Consider the following 24613-nt stretch of genomic DNA (forward strand, 5'->3'; position numbering starts at 1 on the left):
GTGCAAAGATAGAGATTGTTTTTTTACTGTGCAAACTAAAAAGCGAATAATTTAATACTTTTTTTTCAAAATTCTCCAATTATCGATTCACAAACAAGATAATCAGGTAATTAAAAAAGTAAAAAAAATCAACTTTTTTCAATAAATAATGAGCGTAGGAGTCATTTCTAGTTATATCGTGCCATTACTGGCAATAGCATTACCCTAGTAAATATTATTTGCTGCAGCCAACAAACAGCGGAAAAAAAGATAAAAAATGAGATTTTTCCAGAGTTATTCCCGAAGTTCACCGGATCATCAACAGATCATGGATGGATATGGATGGGACGCGGCTGGGTCATCACAGGGTCATCACAGAGCTTTTTCAGGACCACCATCGGTTCATCATTCGAGATAAAATAGGATTTTTTGAAAACGTATAATATTTTATGACTATCTTCGCACAAAATCTTGATACGCCCCTGTTCGGGCTACAACAATTTCAAAAGCTTACATTAGATGAAAGGTATCTTCAATATTTTAAGACGGTTTCTGCCACCTTATAAGAAATATGTTTTCCTGGCATTTGTACTCAACATACTAACCGCCATACTGAATGTCTTTTCATTGGCGACAATTATTCCTATTCTTCAGGTTTTATTCAAGGTGAATACAAAAACATTTTCATTCATCCCCTGGAAAGGGACAGACTACTCTTTTGTAGATACCACGCTTAACAATGTAAACTGGTATGTTACTCAGCTTATTGATACTCATGGCAGCAGTTTTACATTGATGGCACTGGCAATCATACTCATTGTAATGACATTTTTGAAAACAGGTACTGCTTATTTAGGGTCGTATTTCATCATTCCAGTAAGAACCGGCGTGGTGAAAGATATCCGGAACCGGATAAACGACAAGATTCTCACACTACCCATCGGCTTTTTCACTGAGGAGAGAAAAGGTGATATACTGGCAAGAATATCCGGAGATGTGAATGAGGTAGAGAATTCTGTAATGAGCTCACTTGATATGCTGTTCAAAAATCCCATACTCATACTTATCTATCTTACTACAATGACAATATTAAGCTGGCAGCTCACACTTTTTGTACTAGTTGTTCTGCCAGTTATGGGCTATGTAATGGGGCAGGTGGGCAAAACCCTGAAAAGGAGTTCTCTCGATGCACAAAACAGGTGGGGTGAGCTAATGTCGCAGGTGGAGGAGACTTTAAGTGGCTTAAGGGTCATAAAGGCGTTTAATGCAGAAAACAAAATTTCAAGACGATTTTGTGCCGGTAGCGATGATTTCAGGAGAATGTCAAACAGGATAGCCCGCAGGCAGCAGCTGGCGCATCCAATGAGTGAACTGTTAGGCACCATTACAATTGCTATTGTGCTTTGGTTTGGAGGGTCGCTAATCCTAAGCGGAAACGGTATAATAGATGCCGCAACTTTTATTTACTATCTGACAATTTTCTACAGTATCATCAATCCGGCCAAAGAATTCTCTAAGTCGGCCTATGCAGTACAACGCGGCCTTGCATCAATGGAACGTATCGACAAAATACTGGATGCGAAGAATACTATCTGTGATCCTGAACAACCATCAAAAATATCTTTCAATAAGAATATAAACTATAAAGATATTTGGTTCAGATATAAAAACGACTGGGTAATAGAGGGAGTAAGCCTGAATATTGAGAAGGGGCAAACCATAGCCCTGGTAGGACAATCTGGTTCGGGTAAATCCACAATGGCCGATCTGTTGCCACGTTTCTATGATATTCAGAAAGGCGGTGTATATATCGACGGTATAAACATAAAAGATGTTAGACTACGGGACTTGCGATCACTTATAGGTTATGTGAACCAGGAAGCGATACTCTTTAATGACACTTTTTACAATAACATCGCTTTTGGTGTTGCTGATGCAAAAGAGAGCCAGATTATTGAAGCAGCCAAGATAGCAAATGCACACGACTTTATCATGGCAACAGAGAAGGGATACCACTCAAATATAGGAGATAGGGGCGGAAAACTTTCAGGTGGCCAGAGGCAACGTATAAGCATTGCAAGGGCTATTTTAAAAGATCCTGAAATCCTGATTCTGGATGAAGCCACTTCTGCTCTGGATACAGATTCGGAGAGACTAGTACAGGAGGCATTGGAAAACCTTATGAGAAACCGCACAACAATAGTGATTGCCCACAGGCTGTCAACTATCAAGAATGCCGACGTAATTTATGTGATGAATGAGGGAAAGATAGTAGAATCGGGGAAGCATACATCTCTTTATGAGCTTGGAGGCTATTACACAAAGCTATGTGATATGCAGATCGACTTCAGCGAATAATATCTGTGCCTATTCTTTAGAAAAATGGACAAAAGAAGCCTCTTCCGACATCTTATCTAACAACCTGTCAACAACTTCAAATGGTGAGTTTATACTCCGGAATTCCGGGACTATCTCTTTCATCTTTTTAACCGTACGCATATCATCATACTCGTAAGAGACATTTATAAGTGAATCAATCATATGGGATACCTCTGAATATTCATACTCCCTCACGTTGGCAATCATTATTTTCTCATGATGGGTAGGCTTTGTATGCTCGGCATTGTTCAGCAACTCTTCGTAAAGCTTCTCGCCATGACGCAATCCGGTAAACTCGATCTTTATATTCTTTGACCCTGACAACCTGATCATTCTCTTGGCCAGATCAATTATTTTTACAGGCTTACCCATATCGAAAATATAAATCTCTCCTCCCTTTCCCATAGCTCCGGCCTCCAACACTAGCTGACAAGCTTCGGGAATTGTCATAAAATAGCGGATAATCTCAGGATGAGTAACAGTTACCGGGCCTCCCTCTTTTATCTGTTCTTTGAAGAGAGGAATTACAGAACCATTTGATCCCAGCACATTTCCGAAACGTGTTGTGATGAACTGGGTTGTTTTTCGCCCTGCTTTTTCTAGATGCTTTGCCATCGACTGTACATATATCTCGCATATTCTTTTGGAGCATCCCATCACATTTGAGGGATTCACGGCTTTGTCCGTTGAGACCATCACAAACTTGTTCGCATTGTACTTTACGGCAAGATCAGTAACTATTTTGGTTCCAAGGATATTTGTCTGAACCGACTCCGAAACGTTATCCTCCATCATAGGTACATGCTTATAGGCTGCTGCATGAAAAATGTATTGGGGACGTGTTTTGGCGAAAATCTTTTCCATCCTCGACGTATTACTTACGTCTGCAACGATGATCTCAGTATGTAACTCCCGCCAGTTGTTTCTCAACTCTCTACGCATGTCGTGTAACGGCGTTTCGGCCTGGTCAATCAGGATAATGCTATATGGATTAAACCTGGCCACCTGGCGTACAATCTCACTTCCAATAGAGCCGGCAGCTCCGGTTACCATCACACGTTTACCTTCAATGTTGGAGGCAATCTCAACCATATTGATTTGAATGGGATCACGTGGAAGCAGATCTTCAATCTGGATATCCTTCAATTGTTCTTTGCCCATGAATTTTCCATTCCATTCGTTCAAAGGGACAGTGGTAAATAAAGAAATGTTATGATCAACAAAATTACCCAACATATCGGAATCTTTAATCTCTTCCATCTTTTGAGGCGATACAATAATGGTCTTCACATCTTTACTTTCCATTGTTCTGAAGAGATTATCGTTATTGGCATAAATGGCCACTCCCATCAACTCTTTTCCAATCATATGACTTTCGTCGGAAATAAATCCAAGTACACGGTAATTGAATTCATTGTTGCCTTTTAAAGCCTTAGCCACACTTATACCGGCCTGCTTGGTACCGTAGATAAAAACATTTACAGGCTTGAAGCTTCTGCCGACAATTGTTTCATAGACCTCCTTTACCAAAATACGCGAAAATATCATTAAAAAGATATTCAGAAAAAATATTGCTACAAAAGTTACATTGGTGAGATGAAAAGCGGGAATGAACCTCCTCAGAAAAAGCACAGCAAGGAAGGTAAGCCCATAACCCAAACCCAATGCATAAATAATCCTAAGAAGGTCAGTAAAAGATGAAAACCGTAAAATACCGCTAAATGTACGAAATGAAATAAATGTGATGGTATTAAAAAGTATAAGAAGAAAACACAAAGTAGTACTGTCAACTCTCACCTCTGAAGTAAAACTGCTGAAGCCATATTTAACAAAATACATGGTCATACATGAAAAAACGACCATGAAAATATCGATTACAAAAATCGAGGATCTTGACAAAACCTTGCTTGACAAAAAATTCTGTAAAAATTTACCCATGATGAATTTATTTTAAGGCTAGCTGGACTCAAAAATAAAACAATCAAAAAAGTATTCCAGCTAATAAATGATGCAATCTTTTAAAAAATATACCTCGGGCCGAACCATTCGACTCGCTAAAGAGTAAATACAACGTTGCGTTGAAAAATTACTTATTACGGGCTAAGCTCATCACGAAATTTATTTATAGGTTTCATTGATTATAGATTCACGTGTGGCATTGCCTGTTTCAATCAGCTCAATTCCTTTCTTTATAAGCTGATCATCTTTATAATATGCCTCCCAAAAAGCCTCTTCTCCGAAGAAATTTCTCACAATATATGCACACATCACATTCTCAAGAAGTTCGCTCGACTCCTGAATATAGTAGGGCCTTCTTCTTATTCCGTTATTATCGGCAAAGCTTACTAGATTCATAAGAAGCGGCTGCTGACGCAAATGTTTGTAGAGGTCCGGCCATGTTTCAAAACTGCTTAGCCTTTTTTTGTACATGTCGGAATATATCATTGCGTATCTCTCATCCAGCCGGTTGTTTACAATAAGATTGTAATAAGAGTTGATACCGCTAGTATCACGTGCAACAAAGATATCGGGCATAATGCCATCTCCTCCATAAACGGTTCTGCCACCCTTAGTTTTAAAAGGAATCAGGTTATTCGATATTGTATCTACATTAACGTAATTGCCCTCAATATAACGATTTATGGCATCCATCTCATACTCGTCATACTTTCCTTTTTCATACCCGCGCTGAATGGATCTGCCTGATGCTGTGTAATATCTGGCAACGGTGAGCCTTATTGCCGATCCGTCAGGGAAATTACGCTGGCTCTGTACCAGTCCTTTTCCGAATGAGCGTCTGCCAATTACCAACCCCCTGTCGTGATCCTGAATGGCACCGGCAAAGATTTCACTTGCCGAAGCACTTAACTCATCAATAAGCACAACCACATCATCATTTTTGCATGTCCCAGAGCCGTTGGCGTAATTGTCGGTCCGCGGGAAACTCCGCCCTTCCGTATAAACTATTAGTTCGCCTTTATTTAAAAACTCGTTAATCATGGCTACCACAATTTCAAGTGAACCACCTGCATTTCCTCTCAAATCAATTATAAAAGATGAAGCTCCCTGACTTTTCAACTTTGAAATAGCTGATATAAATTCGCTGAATGTATTAAATCCGAAGTTCCTTCCAAGCTTGATAAAACCTATTTTATCCCTAAGTATATAGGATGCATTCACACTGCTCATCGGAATATCGCCACGGGTAACGGTTATTTCATGCAAGTCGTTGCCATTATCCCTTCTTATTCCCAGTTTCACCTCAGAGCCTTTTTCACCACGAAGGACCTTCAATACATCTTCGTTCTGGATCTTTTTCCCTGCAACCAGAGAATCGTTCACTTCCACAATTCTGTCCCACGGCTTAATACCGGCTGCTTCAGAAGGGCCTCCGGGTACAATGCCCGTAACCACAATTGTGTCTTTTAATACATAGAAACTGACGCCTATACCAGAGAAGTGGCCCTCGAGGTCTTCATTAACCCTCTTCATATCTGCAGCCGAAATATACTCGGAGTGTGGATCCAGCTCATGTATAATATTTGGCAGTGCATCTTCCACAAGTTGACGCATATTGACTGTATCTACGTATGATTCACGGATATAGTTCAACACTGCGTCAATTTTACCGGAACCTTCCACCCCGCCTGATCTTCCATATTGCCCATATTTACTTCCTATAAATATTCCCAGTGCAATTCCGATACCAAGACAAAGAGGTAACCATGTCCGTATTTTTTTTTCTGAATCCATTCAATCCCTTTCTTTATTTATCAATATTTACCGAAACAAGTTCAATATTCACCCTTTTCAAAAGATCAACTCCATCACTTAGCCTGTAAGAATCGGAATATACAACCCTTTTTATTCCGGCCTGTATTATCAGCTTGGCACATTCAATACATGGTGATGAGGTTACATAAAGTGTTGCCCCATCACTACTGTTCCCCGAACGAGCCACCTTTGTAATAGCATTTGCCTCTGCATGAAGCACATATGGTTTGGAAATATCATTCTCATCTTCACATACGTTTTCAAAACCTGACGGCGTTCCGTTATAACCGTCGGAAATTATCATTTTATCTTTCACCAGGAGAGCACCTACCTTCCTGCGCTTACAGTACGAATTCTCTGCCCAGATAAAAGCCATACGCATATACCTTTTATCAAGCAATTCCTGTTTATTTTCGTTTTGTTTCATCGATTATTTTTTTATAACAAAAAGTTTTAGATAACCATATCTGATTACCTGCTTACTGGGGTGAGTACAAGCCGCAGACTCACCACGCACCTTGTCAAACTGCTTTCAAACTCATGTCGAGACTCTTCACCGAGTGAGTCAATGCGCCAACAGATATATAATCCACACCTGTTTCGGCATATTCGCGAATTGTCTCTATGGTAATTCCTCCTGATGATTCAAGCTCAACCAGTCCGTTAACTCTTTTCACCGCATCCCTGGTCTTTTCGGGGTTGAAATTGTCAAGCATTATCCTGTCTACGCCGCCTACTCTAAGAACCTCTTCCAGTTCATCAAGATTCCTTACCTCAATTTCAATTTTAAGTTCTTTATTATTTTTTTTCAGGTACTGATGAGCGCCGGTAATAGCTTTTTCAATTCCCCCCGCAAAATCAACATGATTGTCTTTAAGAAGTATCATGTCAAAAAGACCAATTCTGTGATTCTCACCTCCGCCGATCTTTACTGCTTGCTTTTCAAATATACGCATGCCTGGTGTGGTTTTTCGGGTGTCGAGCACCTTGGTACCGGTACCTTCCAGCAACTTTACATAACTATTTGTGATGGTAGCAATGCCACTCATCCGCTGCATTAGGTTTAACACCAGGCGTTCAGTTTGAAGAATCGACCGCACCTTGCCTGAAACAACAAACGCAACATCGCCCGGTTTGACATGCGTACCATCATGTATAAAAACTTCCACCCGCAAATCCCGGTCGAATATATTAAAAACCTCTTTGGCCACTTCCACGCCTGCAAGAACACCATCTTCCTTTATCAACAGTCTCGATTGTCCAGTTTCCGTATCGGGAATACTGCACAGGGTGGTATGGTCTCCATCGCCAATATCTTCGGCAAAAGCCAATTTAATAAGGTTATGAACCAATTCTTTTTCTTCCATCATAAAAACGAAATAGAGACATTTCACAATAAACAACGCAAATGCCCTTTTTGTTATAATTTCACGTTAATAACAGCGCAAAAATACAAAATAATCAACTAACTTTGTACCTATAAAGGCTTTTTTCATGCTTCTAGCGCATTTTTCAATGCAATACTACAAAAAACAAGAAACTTTATGATAGCATGGGACCAGCTACTCTAATTTTAACTGTCTAACATATAATATTTCAATAAGAGGTTGAAGATCATTTTAATATCTGTAGGAAAAACGGATGATCCTTTTTTCTCAAAAATTATAGAGCAGTATAACAGAAGAGTGAATTTTTACATTGAGTTCGAAATAAAGACCGTACCTGATGTTAAAAACACGAAAAGCCTCTCTGAAAAAGAACAAAAGATACAAGAGGGAAACAGTATACTTAAACTACTGCAGCCATCAGATCATATAGTTTTACTCGATGATAAAGGCAAACAGTACTCTTCTGTGGAGTTTGCCGGATTCATAGAAAAAAGAACACACTACGTTCATAAACGACTGGTTTTTATTGCTGGAGGCCCTTATGGATTTTCACAAGATATGTACGATAAAGCAAATGAGAGATTTTCACTCTCTAAAATGACCTTTACACACCAAATGGTCAGGCTTGTTTTTACAGAACAGCTTTACAGGGCTTTAACCATTTTAAACAACGAGCCTTATCATCATGATTGAAAATCATTTACCACGAATTGGATAAAAAATGGAGCTTGGCTGAATATTTTTTATTATTTTTGTAAAAAAGTGAGATACGATGACACAGAAAAAAACAATATTTACTGTAATGTGGATTATTATTGCAATTATTGCAATATTTTCAGTGGTGTCACTATTAGTTTTTCCTAAATGGAAAGGATTCTTCTTCGCCGGAAGCGGTGGATTCCTGATATTGAACCTGTTCCTGTCTATGTTTTTTATCAAAAAGAATTACAAAGGCTAACTATAATATCCGAATTCAAATCGAAGCTGATCGAACATCTCCCGTTCTGGTATGATATCGGAATTTTTAAAAGACACAACACTGCTCAGAATTTTTTCTGCGTTGCCATGTGATATTCTACCGTAAAATTTCAATGCATTCAAAGCCGATTGACGCAAAAACAGTGATGCTCCTCTTAAGTCGGTTATAACATCTTCCAGCAACTCATCCATATCTATCCCATGTACAGATTCGGAGCGAATGATGCACAATCTTGCAAACAACCAATAACCTGTAGTACGTACACTTTCATCATCGCTCCTAGCCCATTCCCTGACTAAATCATCAGAAAAATCGACCTCCTGGAAAAGATTTTTACATATCTGTTCGCGAATCTCCTGATTAACAATTCCGGTTACCCATCTATCAGCTGCTTCTTTAGTAAGCTTATCGGGCGGGAACAACATGGTTGCCAGTATTTTCATCTCACGTACATCCTCTTCCCACAACGCTTCCGCCAGTATCTTGTCAGATTTGTAACTGGCTGCAATCTGTTTTAGCTTGGGTATCTCCACACCAAAAATCATCCGGAAGTCAATCCCCTTACTCCTCATACTGGAGGCAATGACACCATTCATGGACAAACGTAAATCGGTGCGGATTTTTTGTAAAATTTGTTCCACAGTTATTTTTTTAAATAAAATTACTTGCAAAAGTACGTTATTCATCGCTAAAACAACAATTTTCATACTTCATTTTATTACATTTGCATTTTAATTGAAAAAATAATTACAATGAAACTCCTATTAATCAGCAACTCAACAAATCCAGGAGAAGGATATTTGGAATATTCCAAAAACCATATTAAAGAATTTCTGGGTAAAAAAGCAATAAATGCCGTTTTCATCCCTTACGCTGCTGTCACATTTTCGTTTGAAGAGTATGAAGAGAAAGTAAACACACGTTTTGCCGAGATAGGGCATCATGTTACAAGCATCCATCGCTTCTTAAATCAGGTGGAGGCTATTGAGAACGCCGATGCAATAGTAGTTGGAGGCGGGAACACATGGCAACTGGTGAAAATGCTTCAGAATAACAAGTTAACAAAAGCGATCCGTAAAAAAGTAAAAAAGGGGACTCCGTATATCGGATGGAGTGCCGGATCAAATATTGCCTGTCCTACTCTTATGACAACCAACGATATGCCTATTGTGGAGCCTGAAAAGTTTAAGACGCTTAATCTGATACCATTTCAGATTAATCCTCATTATCTTGACGATCATCCCGCAAACCACGGTGGCGAGACCCGCGAAACACGAATAAAAGAGTTCATTGAAGTAAACAGGAGTATATACGTTGTGGGCCTGCGTGAAGGCACCATGCTTCTCCTCGAAGATGAAGAGCTGACACTTGCAGGAAACCGAAAAGCACGTATCTTCAAATATGGTCAGGAACCTCTGGAGCTATCAAATGAAGACGATTTCAGTTTTCTCCTACACTGATTTTGGAGTATATTAATTATCAACGATGAGCTCACGACAGGCAGTCTTGCAGCCATCTGAATCGATTGCCAACTTTGGATCTTCCTTATCACTGGGCATTATTTCAGGATTATTCCTTGGGAAACCATTGGGTATCACTCTGGCTGTATTTATTTTAACCAAACTAAGGCTTGTGCGGTTGGCAACTCCTGTAAACCGGTTTCAATTTATTGGAATTGGAATACTTGCGGGAATAGGCTTTACGATGTTAATCTTCGTGTCGAACCTGGCATTTCCCGGAAACACAATGCTCCGCGACACGGCCAAGCTGGCTATACTTACTGCTTCTGGATTGGCAATGATGGTGAGTTATACATGGTTTAAAATATTCCACAGCATAAAGGAACAAAAGTTAAAGCATTAGAGATCAAAGCGTGCAAGAGCCATATTAAGATTAATCCCTAAACCTTACACTCCATGCAGGGTGTAACGATGAATGTCGATAAAGATTAAGTTCGACACCAAAATTAGAAGTTGTCTGGTTATTAATATAGCTGTAATAAAGTGGCAATAATTTATATTTTAAAGAATGAGTCCGCTCTGATAAGTCTTTTTCTTGAAAAACACCCCATTCACAACACCTTGTAAAGGGGGTGAAATTGGTAAAATGGGGTTTTTGGAACAGACTCAAGAATGCAATGGCAAAACTTGGCGGAGAAAAAATGATTCCATGAATTATTTCAAAATAACATCATTGGCAAAAATAACGATAAAAAGGAAAATATTGGGAATTTTCCCTCAAATTATTATACGACCGTTAAAGATGTTTAAAGTTTTTGTTGCGTTGAGCTGGGCGCCCCTTTGGCGCCACGGAGAAACATAAAAGGCTGCAAATCAATAGATTTGCAGCCTTTCAGAGTACTCGGAGCGGGACTTGAACCCGCACAGCCTATAATGGCCACAAGATTTTAAGTCTTGCGTGTCTACCATTCCACCATCCGAGCGGACCTGGAGCGGAAGACGGGACTCGAACCCGCGACCCCGACCTTGGCAAGGTCGTGCTCTACCAACTGAGCTACTTCCGCGATATTTACAACTAAATAAAGAACAACTTTCTCATTTGCAGAATCCTTGCCAAGCCCGGTTCCATTTCCTGATTCTTTGGGGCAAGGTCGTGCTCTACCGATCCTGAGCTACTTCCGCAAAAAAAGCCCGCTCCGGAATCATATCATTTTTGCGAGTGCAAATGTAAAGATGTTTATCCTTTTTTCAAAGTATTTTAGAGAGATTTTAAAAGAATAACCCAAAATATCTTTCAATGTTGTTACTAACCGCTCACTACTTTCAGTTCAGGAGAGCTGGAAAAGGTTAGCTTCTTGGCAATACCAATGAAAAATCCGGTCAGAAGCAGATTCAGACACATTGTAAGTACCGAGACTACCAATAAGACTCCACTTATATGATACCCTATTGCAATAAACAATACACCGGCACCTACCTCTCCACGGGTAAACATCCCTATTGATACGGCAAGTCTCTCTCCAACTGACCTGTCTCTGTAGAAAAACAGTGGAAAAAGCTTACCGATATTGGATATCATGGTCACTACAATAACATGTAAAATGAGCATATTCCACGAGAACATAGGTAATTGAGAGATAATTGCATTCGAGTTTCCAGCAGTATGCGCTAAGTTTACGCCCAAAAAGAGAGGCATGCTTAACCCAACTAGAAGCATAAATAAATAGGAGATAAATGCTGCAATCTTCTCTCCCGTTTGGGTTGTTGCATGAGTCTTCGAACCATGGTCTGCTTTCATAATCATTCCCAGGATGAATGCAGGAAGCAGAATCTCTATATGTATAGTTCCGGAATCTCCATAAAGATATTTCGATACAAGATAAATCACCTCGATAACCGAGAAAAGAATAAATGAATAGAACAAAACGGCCTGCCAGTCATGACGGAGATTATAACTGTTCATTTTTTTCCATCCCACCCAAATTAACAAGATTGCAACAACAAGAATGACAAACATCTGCCAGCGCATACCTATCATCAGAATCTGAAGCGGTATCATCAACAGAATTGTATCCAGATCATCAAATATAGCCAGAACCTGCACTTTCTTATAAACCCAGGTATGCGAAAGCTTCGCCGCTGCAAGCATTGTAAAAAGAATACCTGCCGATGTAGGCGCTGCATACCTACTTAAAAGGAAGACCTCTTTCCATGCACTACTATCTTTCCACAAATCCATAGAAGTTGGAATTATAACAAACAGATAATAAAGTGCAACCAATATCCAGGGGAGTGCAGCTGCGCCCATTGCAACCAGATAATCAGTCGCATAGCTACGCCATTGTTTTTTATTGATCTCAAACTCCCGCCCAACATTTATCATTATAAATGCTAGTGAAATATACAGTAACCCATCAGTTATTGTTTTAAATGTATGAAAGTTATTGCCAAATAGATGGGGAACAAGCTGTGACAGAATAAGACCGATAACCAGTAAAAATGAAAATATAAAGACTTTTCTCATCAAGTAAGGGTATTAGGGTATAATTGAAATTCCGCGAAAGATTATACCCGTAAAAAAATCGGCGCAAAGATAAAAAAAAAGCAGTTCTCAACGCAACACAAAGAGCGTTAAGAACTGTTATAATGATCTTTTTTTTAATACGTCAATTCACAATACGATAACTGTCACCGTGAAGGGGCATCACAGTATATCTCTGCAACGGCTCCTTAGCCGGTCCCGACTCAACACTTCCTAATCCATACATAAGAACAAATATGCTTCCACACGAGGGGCAACAGGCTTTTCCGTTATATCCGGTAGGGTCGTAATCCGGATCAACTCTTATTGTCTTATTGTCTTCATACGGACAGCAGAGATCATATGCATAGATTGATGCTCCGGTTGCATCTGTAACAGCCAATATACCAGAAAAACCAAACCGGTCGGAAGCAAAACGGCGATCTTTCTCTGAAAATATCTTATAAGACATTGCATTTTTCAGTGCTATATCATAACTGTTCAGATCAATTCTGAAATTTACAGGGGCAAAAGGAATCGAGTGGCGAGGAGCCTCATCTACACACGATGATAAAACCATAATAATCAGCATAATAGCGGGTGCAACTCTCTTCATCATTTTGATATTTAATACTTTCGCCTACTCTTTGAGTTATAGCCTTTCTCATTATAACGTAGCCCCGTCAAGAATATTATCTATCAACACCAATTCTTCATTTGAAAAAATGAGGTTTTGCAAGGCGTTAATGTTATCTTTTAGTTGTTCCACGTTACGCGAACCCACTATAAGGGAGGTTACTCTTTTATCCCTTAATGCCCAAGCAAGAGCCATCTCAGCCATTGTTTGCCCGCGTTGGTTTGCAATTTCTTTTAACTGTCTCACTTTATCAACAAGTGTTTGAGTGACCTGCTCCCTCTGTAGAAATCCTGTCGGGTCTGCCGCACGAGAATATTCAGGAATGCCATTCAGATATTTATTAGTGAGTAATCCCTGTGCCAGTGGTGAAAATGCTATAAAACCAGCTCCATACTCCTCTGTTATCCTAAATATTTCCTCTTCAGGCTTTCGGTTAAACATACTGTACTTGTCCTGAAAAATAAGACAAGGCACATCTCTGTCTTTCAAATAATTCAACGACTTTTGCGCCACTTCGGGAGGATACTTTGATATGCCTACATATAATGCTTTACCCTGGCGAACAATATCCACAAGTGCCTGCATGGTTTCTTCTACAGGCGTGTTAGGATCGTAACGATGCGAATAAAAAATATCAAAATATTCCAGACCTGTCCTTTTTAGGCTCTGATCAATACTCGCCATGATATACTTTCTTGACGATCCGTCACCGTAGGGACCTTCCCACATTAGATGACCTGCCTTTGAAGAGATAATCATCTCATCACGATGAGAAAGTAGATTCTCTTTCAATATTTTCCCGAAATTTGATTCAGCTGATCCCGGAGGAGGCCCGTAATTATTTGCCAGGTCGAAGTGTGTTATACCTTGTTCAAAAGCATAAACAATCATTTCGCGAGCCATTTTATAATCGTCTGTAAATCCGAAATTGTGCCATAGCCCCAACGATATTTTGGGCAGTTGCACTCCACTTGTTCCACAATAAGAATAATCCATAGTATATGTTGTTAAAAGGTGAAATTTATATTACTATATTTTAATGCATTTTTTTTTCAATTTCAGCTTCCGAAAGTACGCTTATTATTGTTTGCCCGTCTGGGGTATAAGTAGGTGTCTTAGTGGCAAAGAGCTGACTTACAATAAGCAACATCTCTTCAGATGTTAACGTCCTTCCATGTGGAATGGCAGTCAGGCAAGCTAGTGAAAGAGCAATAGACTCCTGAATATCTGATTTCACATCACTTGCGGTTTCCAGGCTTTTACCAATCATGGAACGAATGAGTAACGACGGATCGGCATTTTCAATTTCTGAAGGAATGCCCTGAATAGCAAAGCAGTTATTTCCAAGATCGCTCAATTCAAAGCCAAGTGCTTCAATATCATCTGTTATGGATGGTAATACAGATGCCTCTGATGCAGATAGCTCCAGCACATCAGGGAACAGGACCCTTTGAGAAACACCTTTCCTGTTTTTGATCTCTTCCAGATACTTATCAAAAAGTATGCGTATATGAGCCCTGTGCTGATCTATTATCATCAGTCCTGATTTAACAGATGTGAGAATATATTTTTGTTTGTACTGATAATGCTCAGGAAAGAGATCGGCATCAGACATATTATGATCTGCCCCTGCCGTCTTGAAGAGTGTTTTGTTGGTGTCTCCATCTGAATCGGCAATATACTGTTTCTCATTTTCAAAACCTCTATAAATCTGCTCCCACCCAAAAACAGGTGAAGATGCTTTCTGAGTTGCAGAATGAGGGCTTCGGAAGGGATTGTAGTCAGGGTCGAAGCTCACTTTTGGCATTGGAGAGCTGCGTGATGAGTCAAAAATGGGTATTTCCGGAGCATCATCCCTGTCGAAATCGATACTTGGAATAGCATTGAACTTTCCAAGTGACTCTTTTATCGTAACCATTAAAATTTGCCAGAGAGCCTGTTCGTTTTCGAACTTCACCTCTGTCTTTGTAGGGTGAATGTTTACATCAATTGTATCGGGATCTACCTGAAAATATATATAGTAAGCCGGCTTTTCATTTGGAGCTATCAACGGCTCAAATGCGGCCATCACAGCCCTGTGAAAATAGGGATGGCGGATATACCGGTTGTTGACGAAGAAGTTCTGGCTCGCTCTCCTTTTTTTGGCAAATTCGGGACGTCCTACATACCCGTGTATTTTTCCTAATGTTGTATCCTCATCTATCTCTATCAACTGCTGATTAACGTTCTTCCCCTCCATTTGTACAATACGTTGTCTTAATCCCGCTTTTGGAAGATGCAAAGTCTCCACATCATTTTCAATAAGGGTAAACTCTACATCGGGATTGACCAGCACGATACGTTCAACTTCGGAGAATATATTCCGACGTTCTGTTTCATTGGATTTCAGGAATTTTCGTCTTGCGGGAACATTGAAAAAAATATTTTTTACTGAAACAGATGTACCTTCTGCACAGGCAACTATTTCCTGTTTTTCAAGTTTAGAACCGGAAATAACCAGCAATGAGCCCAGCTCATCTTCTGTCCTTCGGCTCTTAGCCTCAATTTGAGAAATTGCCGCGATTGAAGGAAGTGCCTCACCTCGGAATCCCATTGTAGTGAGTGCAAAAAGATCATCAACACTCCTGATTTTAGAAGTAGCATGTCGCTCAAACGACATCCTCAAATCGGTAGCCGACATACCTCTGCCATTATCAATCACCTGTATTAGTGTGCGCCCGGCATCTTTTATGTATATTTGAATATGGGTAGCACCCGCGTCAAGTGAGTTTTCAACTAATTCCTTCACCACAGAAGCGGGGCGTTGGATTACTTCTCCTGCTGCTATTTGATTTGCTATGGAATCAGGGAGTAAATTTATTATGTCTGACATTATTAGGATGTTATATTTACCGCAAAAACCAGAAAACAAAAATTGCAAGAAGTATTAAAAGAATAACGATGAGTAATAGGTTGTTAGAGAAAATTGTTTGCCGTCCTTCTTTCTCCCTTTCTTTTCGTTTCCTCAGATAGTGAGTTTGGGATATGAATTCCGTCTTAAAATCTTTCTTATCTTTTTCCTCCTCAGGTGGCAACACGCCCATCTCTCTTTTAATTTCCTCAATACGTTTTTGCAGCCTCTCCTTACGAGCCTCTTCTTCCGGATTATACAGAATAGGTTTATAATTGAATTTTCGCGGTTTTCTGTTATTATAGAAAAAAAAAGTGGCCATAAGTAATAAATGATATTTTTTAATAATACAAAAGTAAAGAATACCTTTAAAATTGACAAATCACACACTACAGTGTTATGTCTTCTCTTTCGAAACGTTTCTGGCGGGGCTCTACAGCTTCTGAACCACGTCTCTCATTAATGCGGAATATATCGTCAGAGCCGGAGGGACGCAGATAATCAAGCCAGATAAATCCTTTCAAATGCAACTCATCAGGTTTGAGTAGCGGTAGTGGATTGGTTACTGCAGACGTAGATGACCACATTTTCAGTTTCTTGATTTTATTGCCTTCAATATCCATTGACAGATAGGCGCTTTCTGTTTTATTCAGCCCTATAATAGTACTATCCTCTTTTACCAGATAGTACAACGATTCGGCATTGCCCTCCACCAGCACATAATACACATTGCCATCTCTGAAAAATGCTGTCATATCTCTTCCGCTCAACTGATTGAACTGATTTTCCTCTCCTCTGTCCTGAATTGCAAGGGCATAATCTTTTACAATAGCTTTTTCTATAGTTGAGTCATTCAGATAAACATTTATCTGATTACCCAGTATCTGGTTATTCTCACTCCATATTACGGGGTCTCCATTCATATACACCATTGAGTCGCGTGAAGAGTAGAGCATAGAGTCGCACACACCCTGAAGATCTGACCTGTAAAAGCGTACGTTGTAAAAAGTTTTGATATCCCGGTATGTTGAGTCTGTACTCATGATGAGTGTGTCTCCGTGAACAAACAAGCTCTCTTTCTGCGAATAGTCGATTGCAAATGCTGAATCAGAAGCTAATCCATACTCGGTTTTTTCATTGTAAAAACCATAATTCCCCTGTAGGATTGTTTTTCTCACCTTGTCCTCAAGAAACATATGGCCAAACACCTCACCCTCTCCTGTTTGACGGTTATACAGGATAGTGTCTCCAATCAGGATTTTTGTTCCGTCGTTACTGTAAATTTCAGAACGATCAAGCAGGCGTGAATCCTCAGTCACGGTATTATACCACCCGTTGCTGGTAATAACATAACCACTGTCCGATACAATCCTGGAGGGGCCCAGGATATCTGCATATTTTGATTCCGTGTTATATTTCAGCGTATCGGAATATATGGTGTATTTTTCGTTTATCAACTTAACGCTGTCACTGAACAAAGCCTCTTTTGTATCTGGGTTATACTGACCCCAATAGGACGTCAGCTCATTCTTATCATCAACCAGCATACCTCCATCGAAATAGTAGCCTAAGTTTGCTACACGGTCGTAGTCGAGGCTGTCGGTAAAGAGTGTTGCAGTCCTGTCTTCCATCCGAATGTTATCCCGAAGCCTGGCCAGTCGTGTATTGCCGTTATAATGCAGATAATCGCCATATACAAAGATGGTATCACCCTGCTCCATCCTAACGTTGCCGAATGCCTCAAAAGAGTTGGTCTGCTGGAAAAGATAAGCACTATCACAATACATGAATGCGCCATCATGAAAGAAAATCACATTGCCAATAAGAATCTCGGCACTGAATCCATCCCTCTTATTCCACAAATCGGCTTGTTTCATTTCAACAATCTGGGTTTTAGAGTCATTAATGGGTTTTCCGGATGATGGCTGTTGGGCTTTGACCGATTCCATGACAAGGAAAAACACACCCATGAGAAGCGCGCTTCCCAGTAAAAATTGTGAAACAGATCTATTCATATACCTGAAAAAAGGGGTTACTTTAACCAGCCTTTATATTTGTACTCACATCCCTGCCAGTCAGGGTCTATACGAACGTATGTCTTTTCAATCTTAGCCTGCAGCCAATCATCCACAAGCCGCTGCTGCTTGGCATTCTCAGCCATCTGTTTAATGACCTGATAATCGTTGTTGATATTGGCACGATGACCTTCGTTTCGATCGGTAATCTTTACAATAGCTGCCACCTGCCTGCCTTTGTCATTTATCATGATAAACGGCCCTGACACCTCCCCCTCTTTCATTTCGCCAGCAATCTTGGCAATATCCTGGTTCAGCTCATTCAGAGCAAACCTCGGTGTACCGTAATTAGAGCTCCTGGGTACATTGTTCACCATTATACCTTTATTGTTCCTGGTATCTTTGTCTGCAGAAAGATATGTTGCTGCATCTTCAAAGGTGATTTTTTTACTCATAATCCCTCCCCTGATGGAGTCTAACCTGACCAATGCCGTATCAAGCGACTCCTGTGGCACTTTGGGCTTAAGCAATATATGCCGGAAATTGCCCATATCACCTCTGCGTTCAATAAGCTGTATAATGTGAAAACCATATTCTGTTTCCACAATGTTAGACACTTTCTTGGGATCACTTAATGCAAAAGCAACGTTAGAAAATTCGGGAACGAATCCAGAGCGGTTCATAAAGCCAAGCTCGCCTCCTTTAATGGCCGAAGGATCCTCGGAATGCAACAGAGCCAGTGTGGAAAACTCTTTTTCTCCACGGTTAATCTGGTCGGTATATTCGCGTAACCTGCCCTTCACATTATCTATCTCCGACAATGGTATTTCAGGTTCCACAGTTATTATCTGCACCTCCACGGCGGTTGGAATAAATGGGAGGCTGTCCTGCGGTAAACTGTTGTAAAATTTACGAATTTCGGATGGTGCCAGCTGAATATTGCCAAAATGCTTTTGTTGCACCCCTTGTATCAACTGTTGCTCTCTGATCTGTTCGCGAAGATCTTCCCGTATAGAGGCAATACTTTTCCCAAAATACTCCTCCAGCCGTTCAACAGATCCGATAGAAGAAATATAATTATTGATAGTGTATTCAAGTTCGCGATTCACATTCGACTGCTGCACTTCAATACTGTCTAGCTTAGCCTGATCGAGAAAAAGTTTATGTATGGCCAGTTGTTCGGGAATAAAGCAGTAGGGATCACCCTCGATACGTTGATTTTGCATAAGTATATCCTTACGGTACTCCTCTACCTCCGATTTCAGGATAGCCTCGTCGCCAACAACCCATACAATTTCATCTATAACATTGTTTTGTGAGATGAGTTGTTGCACAACTACAAAAGCAACTAAAACAAAAAGCATTTTTATTGAATAATTCATTCTCTTTTCATTGGTTTATAAATACGAAGTGTAAAATTACTTATATTACATGTATAAGCCTACCAATCATATATTAAAAGTTATGAAAATAGGGGAAGATGTTTTTTATTCCGTATAAATAACAGTACAAATGTTGTTTGGGTTCGGAAATGGCTTAAAAATATATATCTGCTTCCCTTTTTTTTGCTGATATTTAGATAAAGAGTTAAAAAAACACACAAAGCCCCGGTGTACAGGGGCCCTGTGCATAATTTATATATCACAGAAGGGCTTTTTCTTTACCCTTCAATTGCAGCTTGTGCTGCAGCCAAACGTGCAATTGGTACGCGGAAAGGAGAACATGAAACATAGTTCAGTCCCACAGTATGACAGAATTTCACCGATGAAGGTTCGCCGCCATGCTCACCACATATACCACATTTAAGCGTCGGGCGCACCTCACGTCCTTTCTGGACTGCCATGCGAACAAGTTGTCCAACACCGTTCTGGTCGAGAACAGCAAAAGGATCCTGTTTTAGGATGCCCTTGTCTATATACATCGGCAGAAACTTGGCAACGTCGTCGCGGCTATAACCGAATGTCATCTGTGTAAGGTCATTTGTCCCAAAAGAGAAAAAATCAGCCTCCTGAGCGATCTTGTGGGCGGTAAGCGCTGCACGCGGAATTTCAATCATTGTCCCGATCTTATAGTCCACAGAGTCGTTATTTTCAGCGAACACCTGTTGAATGGTTTTTTCGATGATATCTTTCTGGGCTTTGAACTCAAAGACGATACCTGTTAATGGCACCATGATCTCAGGAAAGGCTTCTACGCCCTCCTTTTTCAGTTCAATAGCAGCCTCCATGATGGCTCGTGTCTGCATCTCTGTGATCTCGGGGTATAGGTTCCCCAGGCGACAGCCACGCAATCCAAGCATGGGGTTTGACTCCATAAGCCCTTCCACACGCTCATGTATATCTTTATATGATATACCCATAACTTTGGCCATCTCCATTTGTCCTTTTTCATCGTGAGGAACAAATTCATGCAACGGCGGATCAAGAAGGCGAATGGTAACGGCAAGTCCGTCCATCGCTTTAAATATTCCAATAAAATCCTTTTTCTGCAATGGGAGCAGTTTTTCAAGTGCTTTACGCCGCCCCTCCTCATTCTTGGCTAGAATCATCTCTCGCATAGGAACAATCTTGTCTTCTTCGAAGAACATATGCTCTGTGCGGCACAACCCAATCCCCTTAGCCCCAAAATTACGCGCAACGATAGCATCGTGAGGTGTATCAGCATTGGTCCTTACATCCATACGTGCATATTTATCTGCTAACAGCATCAACTCTCTGAAATTATCATCAAGTTCGGCATCCTGAGTCTGAATTTTGCCTTCATACACATTTCCGGTAGATCCGTCAAGGGAGATCCAGTCACCCTCTTTCAGTTCCTTGCCGTTAATAGTCATTATACGCGCTTTATAATCGATAAACAGGTTATTGGCTGCTGATACGCAGCACTTACCCATACCTCTTGCTACTACTGCGGCGTGTGAGGTCATTCCTCCACGAGTAGTAAGTATACCCTGCGAGGATGCCATTCCGCGCAAATCTTCAGGAGAGGTCTCTATACGGCAGAGAATTACCTTCTTGCCCTCTTTGCTCCACTCTTCTGCTTCATCGGCATGGAACACTATTTGCCCCGCGGCAGCACCTGGTGATGCCGGAAGTCCGCTGGTAACCGGTTTTACACTTGCCAATGCTTTTTTGTGGAAGACAGGGTGCAGCAGTTCATCCAACTTCTCCGGATCACAGCGTCTAAGTGTAGTTTTTTCATCTATATATCCCTGTTTCAACATATCCATAGCAATCTTTACCATTGCTGCTCCGGTACGTTTTCCGCTACGGGTCTGAAGAATCCAAAGCTTCCCATCCTGAATGGTAAATTCCAGGTCCTGCATATCTTTAAAATAGTCTTCCAGTTTTTGCTGAACATCTATAAGCTCTTTTGCACATTCTGGAAGAGCCTCCTCCAGTGAAGGGTATTGCGCTGCACGTTCCTCCTCAGATATACCTTGCAGTTTAGCCCAGCGACGAGATCCTTCAATTGTTATCTGCTGAGGCGTACGAACCCCCGATACTACATCTTCCCCCTGTGCATCTATCAGATACTCTCCGTTGAAAATATCTTCGCCCGTTGCCGCATCACGGGTAAATGCAACACCCGTACCCGAAGTCTTTCCCATGTTACCATAAACCATTGCCTGAACGTTGACGGCAGTACCCCACTCTTCGGGGAAATTGTTCATTTTGCGATAGAGGATCGCCCTTTCGTTCATCCAGCTGTCGAAAACTGCACAGACAGCTCCCCATAACTGATCCCATGGATCGACGGGAAAATCGTGCCCGGTTTTCTCCTTTACTGCCACCTTAAATCTCTTAACCAGCTCTTTCAGGTCTTCAGTTGTAAGATCTGTATCCAGCTCCACACCTTTTGATAACTTCATTTCATCCATGATCTCTTCAAAAGGGTCAATATCTTCCTTACTTTGCGGTTTCATCCCCAATACCACATCACCATACATTTGTACAAAGCGGCGGTATGAGTCCCATGCGAAACGGTCATTACCCGATTTCACGGCTATCCCTTCAACGGCATCATCGTTTAAGCCAAGGTTTAACACGGTATCCATCATACCCGGCATAGAGACACGTGCTCCGGAACGTACAGAAACCAGGCATGGATTATTCTTATCGCCAAACTTAGTTCCTGTCAGCTCTTCTATACGTGAAACTGCGCTCTCAACCTCATCTTTTAATACGCCGATCACATACTCCTTTCCCAATTCGTTGTACTCAGTACAAACTTCAGTGGTAATAGTAAATCCGGGAGGAACCGGAACACCAATCAAATTCATTTCAGCAAGGTTTGCTCCTTTTCCTCCGAGCAGGTTTTTCATATCTGCTCTCCCTTCGGCTGCGCCGTTTCCAAAGGTGTAAACTCTCTTTCTTTCCATCTGATGTAAAGTTATATTAAATTAAATATTAAAACTTATAGTTTTTTTGTGAATTGCACCCGGCAAATATAGTGATTTGTCAAAAAGCAGATCATTATTTTATGGTTTTTCGATTTTTTTGTCACTATCCATTTTAATCAATTCTCTGTTCACATGTACCGGAATATCAACCGTGGAATCGGCAACAGCTAGTTTTTTTTGCATGTTCCCCAGGGAAATATTGTATAGCTGGATGTTACGGTTAATACTGGTTGAATCTTGTAGATGAACAAAACCTGCTATTTGTGAAAGTGTATCCCCATCAATATATTTATTTACGGGGAAATTATACATTATGTTCTCTTTGATCTGCTGAGATAGATAAATTGTTGTATCCCGGTAGTCCATAATTATAAGCGATGCAAAAGGGGAAGTGAACACAGGAGGGATGCCTGTAACACTAAATGTGAACGAGAAATGATCTTCGGTAATTTTGGAGAAAATTTCAACAGAATCAAGTTTGAACCTGAAGCCTCTACCCATGTCTGTTTTTGAGAACTGGTAGAAAGAGGGAATAAAAGATGGAGAAAGATAGGCGGGGTCTGTATTTTGAAGTGCATATTGACGGGCCACTTCAGCATCAACCTTTTGACGATCCCTCTGTATGCGTGCTTTCACCGAGTCGTTCATCTTCAGATAGATATCAATCCTGTCAGAATACCACGACAACGATGTATCCCATTGATCCTGAGTTGTTTTATGAGCCTTGAATACTCTCCGGATGTAAGCCTCCTTCTTCTCAGGGGTGTCAAAATTCTGATAATCGTTTTCCATGGTTGCTTCAGCAACATACACATCGTACATCAGTCGTTCCATCTGCTTCCGGTTCAAGACTTCTCCCGGCCGGTTCTGGCAGGATGAGATTATTCCAGCCACTACCGTGAATAAAAAAAGATATTGGACGAACCTACATTTCACCTGTACTTCCTTTTTCCTGTTGCTTTTTATCGATTTTTTCACGTTCATTTTTCGACAGTAATGCGTATGACAGCGTTCTTCTGTAGAAAAGTAGAATCAGAATAACACCTACCGTGATGGCCGAATCAGCAATATTGAAAATAAACCTGAAAAAGAGAAAATCTTCTCCCCCGACAATTGGGACCCAACCGGGGAAAGTGCCACTAAACAGGGGGAAATATAGCATATCAACCACCTTACCGTGAAGTAGTGACGAATAGCCTTCTCCCCATGGTACAAACGAAGCCACATGTCCGGGATAACTCGATTCGAAAATAACCCCATAGAACAGACTGTCTATGATATTACCCGACGCACCGGCCAGAACTAGCGCAATACATGCAATAAAACCGGTTTTGTAATTCTCTTTTATAAGTCTCGAAAGAAATACAATTATAAATATAACTGCAATAATCCTGAAAAGTGAAAGGAATAGTTTTCCACCGGCTTCGATACCGAAAGCCATCCCATTGTTCTCTACGAAATAGATTTTAAACCATTCGGTAATGTCAATGGTATCATTAAGCCCCATATGTGTCTTTACCCATATTTTGGAAAGCTGGTCTGCGAGAAGGACTAAAACAACAACCAATAGTGCTGTCCATGCCTTTTTTGTACTACTTTTCATAAAGTAAATTTACGGGCATTTAATAAATTAATGGAAAATAGCCCAATCTCTTCTGAAACTGCCGACACCAATAATATCTTCATTATCGAGCTGTTATTTCTTCTTCTTTGATTTGGCCTCTATGCTCAACGTGGCATGAGGTACTGCGCGAAGACGCTCTTTTGGGATCAACTTACCGGTCTCACGGCAGATTCCGTATGTGCCATTTTCTATACGCACCAGAGCTGCCTGCAAATTCTGGATGAATTTCATCTGACGTTGAGCCAGCCTGCCTGCTTCCTCTTTCGAGAGCGTTGAAGCCCCCTCCTCCAACACCTTATAAGTTGGTGATGTATCTACCGTATCGTTACCGTCGGTATTAGTTACAGCCGCACGATAATTTTCATATTCCTGTCGTGCTACCTGTAATTTCTCGTTAATGATTGCACGGAATTCTTCCAATTCCTCTTCCGAATATTTTGTCTTCTCGCTCATAATAATTGATGTTTATGGCTGTGTCTCTTATTGGAATCAGAGTTTAACTACAACAACCGCCGTTATATTTTGTTCACTTGTAAATTCTTGCACAAATATACATATAAAACAG

The 24613-nt window shown here is 40.6% G+C and carries 21 protein-coding genes and 2 tRNA genes; 5 read left to right on the forward strand and 18 right to left on the reverse strand.

Annotated features, from left to right (window positions below):
• Nucleotides 1-498 precede the first annotated feature (498 nt).
• On the forward strand, nt 499-2337 hold the full coding sequence (locus B3B27_RS03310) for an ABC transporter ATP-binding protein (RefSeq protein ID WP_238869093.1): 1839 nt from the start codon (nt 499-501) through the stop codon (nt 2335-2337).
• A gap of 9 nt (nt 2338-2346) precedes the next feature.
• Here B3B27_RS03310 and B3B27_RS03315 read toward each other — a convergent pair whose 3' ends face one another.
• The 4 genes from B3B27_RS03315 to nadC form a co-directional block, all read right to left on the reverse strand.
• On the reverse strand, nt 2347-4299 hold the full coding sequence (locus tag B3B27_RS03315) for a polysaccharide biosynthesis protein (RefSeq protein WP_407681787.1): 1953 nt from the start codon (nt 4297-4299) through the stop codon (nt 2347-2349).
• 177 nt (nt 4300-4476) lie between these two features.
• Nucleotides 4477-6111: a S41 family peptidase gene (locus B3B27_RS03320; protein ID WP_238869090.1), complete on the reverse strand. Its 1635-nt coding sequence runs from the start codon at nt 6109-6111 to the stop codon at nt 4477-4479.
• 13 nt (nt 6112-6124) lie between these two features.
• Entirely contained in the window at nt 6125-6559 is a 435-nt protein-coding gene (locus B3B27_RS03325; RefSeq protein WP_238869089.1) for a dCMP deaminase family protein, read from the reverse strand.
• Nucleotides 6560-6653: 94 nt separating this feature from the next.
• Nucleotides 6654-7499, reverse strand: coding sequence for a carboxylating nicotinate-nucleotide diphosphorylase (nadC, locus tag B3B27_RS03330; RefSeq protein ID WP_238869429.1), 846 nt, complete (start codon nt 7497-7499; stop codon nt 6654-6656).
• Between the two features lie 240 nt (nt 7500-7739).
• Here nadC and rlmH point away from each other — a divergent pair, with 240 nt between their 5' ends.
• The gene (rlmH, locus tag B3B27_RS03335; RefSeq protein WP_238869085.1) at nt 7740-8213 is read left to right on the forward strand and encodes a 23S rRNA (pseudouridine(1915)-N(3))-methyltransferase RlmH; all 474 of its coding nucleotides are present in this window, start codon (nt 7740-7742) and stop codon (nt 8211-8213) included.
• 79 nt (nt 8214-8292) lie between these two features.
• A complete protein-coding gene (locus tag B3B27_RS03340) occupies nt 8293-8478 on the forward strand; it encodes a hypothetical protein (RefSeq protein WP_238869083.1) in 186 nt (61 codons plus the stop codon).
• Here the strand turns inward: B3B27_RS03340 and B3B27_RS03345 are convergent.
• Nucleotides 8475-9140: a DNA alkylation repair protein gene (locus tag B3B27_RS03345; protein WP_238869081.1), complete on the reverse strand. Its 666-nt coding sequence runs from the start codon at nt 9138-9140 to the stop codon at nt 8475-8477. The two genes, B3B27_RS03340 and B3B27_RS03345, sit on opposite strands and share 4 nt — an antisense overlap.
• A gap of 111 nt (nt 9141-9251) precedes the next feature.
• On the opposite strand from B3B27_RS03345, the gene pepE reads away from it, so the two are divergent.
• Entirely contained in the window at nt 9252-9959 is a 708-nt protein-coding gene (gene pepE, locus B3B27_RS03350) for a dipeptidase PepE (protein WP_238869078.1), read from the forward strand.
• Between the two features lie 25 nt (nt 9960-9984).
• Nucleotides 9985-10362, forward strand: coding sequence for a Na+/H+ antiporter NhaA (locus tag B3B27_RS03355; protein ID WP_238869077.1), 378 nt, complete (start codon nt 9985-9987; stop codon nt 10360-10362).
• Nucleotides 10363-10857: 495 nt separating this feature from the next.
• Here B3B27_RS03355 and B3B27_RS03360 read toward each other — a convergent pair.
• From B3B27_RS03360 to B3B27_RS03420, 13 genes are all read right to left on the reverse strand, one after another.
• Nucleotides 10858-10942 (reverse strand) — tRNA-Leu (locus tag B3B27_RS03360).
• Nucleotides 10943-10947: 5 nt separating this feature from the next.
• Nucleotides 10948-11023 (reverse strand) — tRNA-Gly (locus B3B27_RS03365).
• Between the two features lie 242 nt (nt 11024-11265).
• Nucleotides 11266-12483, reverse strand: coding sequence for a cation:proton antiporter (locus B3B27_RS03370; RefSeq protein ID WP_238868955.1), 1218 nt, complete (start codon nt 12481-12483; stop codon nt 11266-11268).
• A 142-nt stretch (nt 12484-12625) separates the two neighbouring features.
• Nucleotides 12626-13099: a hypothetical protein gene (locus B3B27_RS03375; protein ID WP_238868953.1), complete on the reverse strand. Its 474-nt coding sequence runs from the start codon at nt 13097-13099 to the stop codon at nt 12626-12628.
• Nucleotides 13100-13147: 48 nt separating this feature from the next.
• Nucleotides 13148-14113 (reverse strand): aldo/keto reductase, encoded by a 966-nt coding sequence (locus B3B27_RS03380; RefSeq protein WP_238868952.1) that lies wholly within the window; start codon nt 14111-14113, stop codon nt 13148-13150.
• 40 nt (nt 14114-14153) lie between these two features.
• Nucleotides 14154-15989 carry a DNA mismatch repair endonuclease MutL gene (gene mutL / locus B3B27_RS03385; protein WP_286834049.1) on the reverse strand — a complete coding sequence of 612 codons (1836 nt, stop codon included), beginning with the start codon at nt 15987-15989 and terminating at the stop codon, nt 14154-14156.
• A gap of 16 nt (nt 15990-16005) precedes the next feature.
• Nucleotides 16006-16329 (reverse strand): hypothetical protein, encoded by a 324-nt coding sequence (locus B3B27_RS03390; RefSeq protein ID WP_238868949.1) that lies wholly within the window; start codon nt 16327-16329, stop codon nt 16006-16008.
• A gap of 67 nt (nt 16330-16396) precedes the next feature.
• Nucleotides 16397-18022 carry an OstA-like protein gene (locus tag B3B27_RS03395; protein WP_238868946.1) on the reverse strand — a complete coding sequence of 542 codons (1626 nt, stop codon included), beginning with the start codon at nt 18020-18022 and terminating at the stop codon, nt 16397-16399.
• A 17-nt stretch (nt 18023-18039) separates the two neighbouring features.
• Nucleotides 18040-19404 (reverse strand): peptidylprolyl isomerase, encoded by a 1365-nt coding sequence (locus B3B27_RS03400; protein WP_238868944.1) that lies wholly within the window; start codon nt 19402-19404, stop codon nt 18040-18042.
• A gap of 278 nt (nt 19405-19682) precedes the next feature.
• Nucleotides 19683-22403 (reverse strand): pyruvate, phosphate dikinase, encoded by a 2721-nt coding sequence (gene ppdK, locus B3B27_RS03405; protein WP_238868942.1) that lies wholly within the window; start codon nt 22401-22403, stop codon nt 19683-19685.
• Between the two features lie 99 nt (nt 22404-22502).
• The gene (locus tag B3B27_RS03410) at nt 22503-23408 is read right to left on the reverse strand and encodes a DUF4296 domain-containing protein (RefSeq protein WP_238868938.1); all 906 of its coding nucleotides are present in this window, start codon (nt 23406-23408) and stop codon (nt 22503-22505) included.
• A complete protein-coding gene (locus B3B27_RS03415) occupies nt 23350-24027 on the reverse strand; it encodes a lipoprotein signal peptidase (protein ID WP_238868936.1) in 678 nt (225 codons plus the stop codon). Before B3B27_RS03415 ends, B3B27_RS03410 begins: the two co-directional genes overlap by 59 nt.
• Nucleotides 24028-24120: 93 nt before the next feature.
• On the reverse strand, nt 24121-24501 hold the full coding sequence (locus B3B27_RS03420; protein ID WP_238868935.1) for a TraR/DksA family transcriptional regulator: 381 nt from the start codon (nt 24499-24501) through the stop codon (nt 24121-24123).
• Nucleotides 24502-24613 lie beyond the last annotated feature (112 nt).

This window comes from Proteiniphilum sp. UBA5463, from assembly GCF_002427225.1.
In the GTDB taxonomy this organism is placed as follows: Bacteria; Bacteroidota; Bacteroidia; order Bacteroidales; family Dysgonomonadaceae; genus Proteiniphilum; species Proteiniphilum propionicum.